Below are 5591 nucleotides of genomic sequence, written 5' to 3' on the forward strand. Positions count from 1 at the left end.
TAGTCTATAATTACCGAAAAATTAAGGTATAAAGCCTCTCCATTCATGGATAAAAAAGCGGTCGAGGGATGGCTAGGTCTCCTCGCCATATCCAATCGACTAAGATAAGAAAAAATTTATTTTTTTCCCCTTTAAAGGGGAGGCTTTTAACCCGAATTGTTTAATTATTTAATTATTTAATTATTAATTATTCGGTAATTCTAAATTCTAAATTCTAAATTCTTGAACTGATTTTGGTATTAAACTAGAACTTTTTCTCGACTACTATCAAATTTTTCAAAGCGGGTTTTATCAAGATTTCCTACATAAGGACCTTGTTTTACTTCAATCATTTCTACTTCTTCTAACATTTTGAAGCCGTGTCCACCTTTAATTAATAACAAAACATCTCCTTTATTTAAAATCCTACTTTCCAGATATTCTTGTTGGTCATTGTAAAAATCTACTAGCAATTTTCCTTCTCTGATTAGTAAAACTTCTTGAGTATAAAAAACTTCTCTCCTTACCATATTATGACGATGAGGTTGAATTTCTTTGCCTTTAGGATGTCTCATATAAGCTAGCTGTTGAGAATAGCTATCTGGAGTAAAAAAATGAATTCCAGGCTCTCTAAAATTAGCCGGAATAATCATTGCTAATACTTCATTGTGATACATGATTTGTTGAATCATAAGTAAATATCCTTGTAATGTAATTTTATGATTTTGTGAAGCCTCAATAAACTTGATATATATAGGACTTACACTATACAAGGCATTTTCCTCCGAAGCGATCGACAGAGTTTGCGGAGCAGCCCGGCACAGAAAGCAATCTAAAATCCTAGTTTTTCGTACCTCGTGCGTAAGTCTTGTATAAATTATTTTGGCTTTATCATTATAATCCCACAAAAATTCTAGCTCGATCGCTCACTTTTCTGTTCACCTATCCGTTCATTTACTGATTCAAAATGTTCACTTACCTGTTCAAAATGTTCATTACCTGTTCAAAATCAAAAAATAAGCCAAAAACATTAAGGGATAACATGGAAAACCTGTATCAAGTAGATATGAGTTAGTCCCAGTCCAGGTCCAAATCTCAATCCAAATTCCACTCAAGAGTAAACAACTTGTCCGAATATAATGCTTCCTTGTTTGTGCAGCATTCTGTAATACCAAGCGTGATAAATGTTTGTTACAAATGGTAGGGACGTTGCATAAGGGCGTCCCTACGAAAGAAGGAAGTGGGAAGAAGGAAGAAGGGTTAAATATTGAAAAAAAGCGAAAAAAGATAGAGATAACTATCTCAAATGAACTGGAGCAGGTATTTTTAAGCATATCCGATCAATATCTACATTTTTGTAGCATTCTTTTTTCACGCTTGGTATAAGAAAGTAAACAGGGACTTTGACTTTTTGCTCAAGTCAAGTTGCGATCGCTCCTTTCTCTCTCTTCATCTTCATGGGAAGCTCAAATCCCCGTTACAAAAATAACTTCTGACTTCTGACTTCTAATATCATGTCCGGATAATTAGTTATAAAAAAACTTTCTTCTTCTCCTATTCTTCCTCTTCCTTCTTCTTTCTTCCCCTCCTGGGAGGGGGAGGGGCGAGGGGTGGGTTGACTCCTGACTCCTGAGGACTGACTCCTCCGTCGTTATTTATTTATCACTGTTCAACCGGACATGATATAACTTCTGACTTCATTAAGAATCGGGCCATTTTTTTGCCTCTAGTCTCTCCCTTTCAGTAGACTGAGGATATACAGATGGAGAAAGTCCTATGAAAAAATCATCAAAATCTCAAGGTCGTTTGGTTTGGAATCATTCCACCCATATAGAAGGGTTAATTCCTATTTTAGAGAAACTAATCCAACGTCAGGGTATTGAAACTGTTACTCCAGGAGTCATCAGCAGATCCAGAAGTCATATTCCCCACATGAAATTAAAAGTTTCAGTGCCTATTCGAGGTGGTTTTAAACTTATTGCTAGACAAGGAAAGACAGTTCAAGAAGTGTTTATGTTGACAAGCTTAACTCAAGAAGATTTAGAAGAGGCGATCGCTTATGTCTTAGCCAAATAATCTACTTCTTGTCCAATTTTTGGTATAGCGCTACGCGCTAGAGAATAGGGAACAGAGAACAGGGAATAGCGAACTGTAAAAGGGTTTTCGGTGCGGAAATGCTCCACGAACAGGATTGAAAAATGTCCTAACCAATTCTTGTAGTGCTATAGATGTATTTGGAAGAATTCAAAAAAAGCCTATACTTTCCCCATGGAAGTTTAGGCTTTTATGTTTTTGATTAAAACTACTATTACAACGCTTTTCAAATTGATGAACCACATCTTCATATCATGTCCGGTTGAATAATTAGACTTTGGTGGAAGGAAGGCAGGAGGCAGGAGGCAGAAGGTTTTCTTTCATTGTCACCTTAATTTTATACACGCTCCGATGCTACCGGACATGATATCACAAGTAAAACCTTTTTGTAAGCATTCAGCTATTAGCTTTTATTTGAATCAAGAAAAACTAAGGTTAGCTGACAGAAATATTTCATTTCCTGCAGAATGCTGCGCAAACATATTTCACTTCTTGACTACTAATACCAGATTTATAAATGTTTGCTACAAATATCTAGGGTATTTCTTAGGAGTCAGTCCTCAGGAGTCAGGAGTCAGAATGGATGGCTTTAATACCATTTTTTAGGGCGTAAATTATCTTTTTTGTCAAAGGGACATCTCATGTAAAGTCTTTTTATCGCTCTTACTATTCGTAACATTCTTTTTTCAAATTGGTATAATTCCTTCTCCCAAGATAATGAGTTAATAACTAGGGTTTGCGCTCAAAAGTCTTTTAGTAGGGGTAGGAGACAGGAGACAACCCACCCCTCGCCCCTCCCCCTCCGGTGGAGGGGAAGACAGGAGAAATGGGAATTATAGAGGAGGTAGTCGGAAAAATTGTTCCTTGATTTTTCTGCCATAATAGTCCCAAAATACTAGCTTTTTGCAGCTCTTTGAGCCGAAAAGCTGGCACTTTTTTAGACCAAAAAATGCGCTCAACCTTTATATGTCAATGCTTTGATATTTAATCAGCAAACCCTAACTAATAGCTGATAGCTGTTAGCGTTTGCGTAGCATTCCGTAGGAAAGCTCCTCTGAAAGAGGCTAGCTGACGGCTGAATGCTTACACCTTTTTTAATTGGTGGTGAAAATTACCACCTAAAAATCAAACTTCTTCCTTCTTCCCTCTTCCTTCTTCCTTCTTCAATCAGCCCAATTATCTTGCCATTTAACCGTACCCTCTTCAGCTAATAACCATTGCCGAGAAACTAAATTTTCTCGCTGTGGAATTTCAGTTTCATTTTCATTTTCATCCCGGTAAACAATTGCATATTTATAAGCAATTACTTTTCCTGCACTCTCATTAAAGGGAATTTCATTAAACCAAGTATTAGAATTTATATACTCTAAATGGTAAGCTTTACTAATATCCCAATTTCCCAATTCCGGACAATTTCCTGTTACTACTATTGCCTCTCCAGGATTAGTTGAAACTCCATTTAATTGCGCTCGGACGATTACTTTCCCCTTGACGCGATCGCCTAAATAATTAATCACAATCATGTCTTGTACGCCCAGTTCTAGATTATGTAATGCGCCATTTTTTACTTCAAAAAAGCGCTTCGTTAAAACACAAATATATTCTCCATCTTCCAAATCAGTTTCTACCCGTTCTATTGTTACTGGATTACCTCGATTAATTGCTACAAAACAACGATAATCTCGGTAACATCGCACATAACAATAAACATCCTCACTAAGATATTTTTGCCACTGACTTCCCAGAGAAATAGCAGGATTAATTCGACGTACTTTTGATAATAATTGAACATCTCGATAAATTGGTGTATCTGTATCCCATCTTTCCATCATCGGGCGATTATAAGGTTCTTCCCCACCATCTCTATCATTATAAAGATATTGCTCAGTACCATAATAAATGCAGGGAATACCACGAGAAGTCATAATTAAATTAATAGCTAATCTCAAAATTCCTGGGTCTGGATTCAAATTTTGAAACCTGGGCATATCGTGATTATCAACAAAAGTCACCAGCTCACTAGCGCTATTATAAACATTATCTTTGTCTAATAATTCTTGAATAATATGAAATCCTCCAGGTTCACATTTTCCTAAAGCGCGTCGAATTGCTACACAAAAACCAAAGTCTAAGATTGACATTCCAGACTTATTGGCAAATTCCAGAGATGCAGTATCATAAGGTCCGCTAAAAATCCATTCCCCAAACACAAATACTGAAGGTTTATGACTTTTTATATCAGCATAAAATTCTTGCCAAAACCATAATGGCATATGTTTAATTGTATCTATTCGTAGCGCATCTACTCCACGGTCTAACCATAACTTAATTGCTGATTTAATATAATCTCTATAGTCAGAATTATTCTCATTAAAATCTGCTAATCCTCCTAATTCTCTATTTTCAACTTGCCATTTTTCATCCCAATCTTCTACTTCGCCATAATGGTGATACCAGTTGTTAAAATCGTTATGAAAATCAGCAATTAAAACTCCATCATCAAATAACTGACCTTTCTTACCACCTGCATCTGGAGTACTATGATTACACACAATATCCAAGATTATTTTTATTCCTAAATCATGAGCTGCTGCTACTAATTTGTCGAAAACTGTTTCCTGATTTTTTATTAAAGAAATCTCATCATCTTTGTCTACTAAACGAGGATTTAGCCGTTTAAAATCTTTTGCCCAGTAGCCATGAATAGGAGCCATTTCAAATAATTCTTCTTCTATTTGTTCAAATAAAGGAGTCATCCAAATAGCTGTAATTCCCATATTTTTGAGATAGCCAAGTTTATCAATTATTCCCTGTAAATCTCCACCCCAATATAAACCCCATTTTTCTTTATTTGGGTCATATAATTTAGGGTTTGGACCTTCATTATTCCTGGGATCTCCATCAAAAAAGCGGTCTACAATAATGAAGTATATTGTTTCTTGACGAAACTCTATGGAACGAGTGAAAAGAAATTCAAAGTCGTTGTTAGTATTATTTTTGCTGTCAAATGTTTTATTTTTAGAATCTTTTGGCATTCTTGACTCCTGCTTTGGTTAAGATTATTTTGGTTTATTATTTTGATACCAATTTTATAACAGAAGTTAATACGAAAACAGAACACGGAGAAGTCTCATTTGTTACATTAAAGCCCCCTAAATCCCCCAAAATTGGGGGACTTTTACCAGCTAATGGATTCTTGTTCCCCCCAGAATTGGGGGGCTAGGGGGGCAAAATTCAGTATTAAACAACTTTTCAGATATCCTCTTAACTTCTTCCCTCTTACCGAATAATTAATAAGTAAGCATTCAGCCGTCAGCCAGCCTCCTACCCGAGGAACTGCGGACTTCAGCTATCAGAAGAGTGCTTTTAGTTTAGGAGAAAAGCTTTATGAACCGTCTTACTACAAAAGTTGCCTCCCTTGCCCTTAAAGTCCGTTGTTAATTTAAACACCGTCCTTTAAGTAGAGAGTCTTGTTGCTGAAGTCCGCAGTTCCTCCGGAGGAGGCTAGCTGACTGCTA

General features: G+C 36.3%; 3 protein-coding genes. 1 reads left to right on the top strand and 2 read right to left on the bottom strand.

Features of this window, described 5'->3' with window-relative positions:
• Nucleotides 1-239: 239 nt before the first annotated feature.
• Entirely contained in the window at nt 240-671 is a 432-nt protein-coding gene (locus tag F6K54_RS39255) for a hypothetical protein (protein ID WP_293089659.1), read from the bottom strand.
• A 1084-nt stretch (nt 672-1755) separates the two neighbouring features.
• Here F6K54_RS39255 and F6K54_RS39260 point away from each other — a divergent pair.
• A complete protein-coding gene (locus tag F6K54_RS39260; RefSeq protein ID WP_293089661.1) occupies nt 1756-2055 on the top strand; it encodes a DUF2103 domain-containing protein in 300 nt (99 codons plus the stop codon).
• 1181 nt (nt 2056-3236) lie between these two features.
• On the opposite strand, the gene F6K54_RS39265 is transcribed toward F6K54_RS39260, so the two are convergent.
• On the bottom strand, nt 3237-5108 hold the full coding sequence (locus F6K54_RS39265; protein ID WP_293089662.1) for an alpha-amylase family glycosyl hydrolase: 1872 nt from the start codon (nt 5106-5108) through the stop codon (nt 3237-3239).
• Nucleotides 5109-5591: the final 483 nt, after the last annotated feature.

The sequence above is a fragment of the Okeania sp. SIO3B5 genome (assembly GCF_010692555.1).
Lineage (GTDB): Bacteria > Cyanobacteriota > Cyanobacteriia > Cyanobacteriales > Microcoleaceae > Okeania.

Coding starts and splice junctions, on each gene's coding strand:
- F6K54_RS39265 (WP_293089662.1), bottom strand. CDS start 5,108: ATGCCAAAAGATTCTAAAAATAAAACATTTGACAGCAAAAATAATACT.
- F6K54_RS39260 (WP_293089661.1), top strand. CDS start 1,756: ATGAAAAAATCATCAAAATCTCAAGGTCGTTTGGTTTGGAATCATTCC.
- F6K54_RS39255 (WP_293089659.1), bottom strand. CDS start 671: ATGATTCAACAAATCATGTATCACAATGAAGTATTAGCAATGATTATT.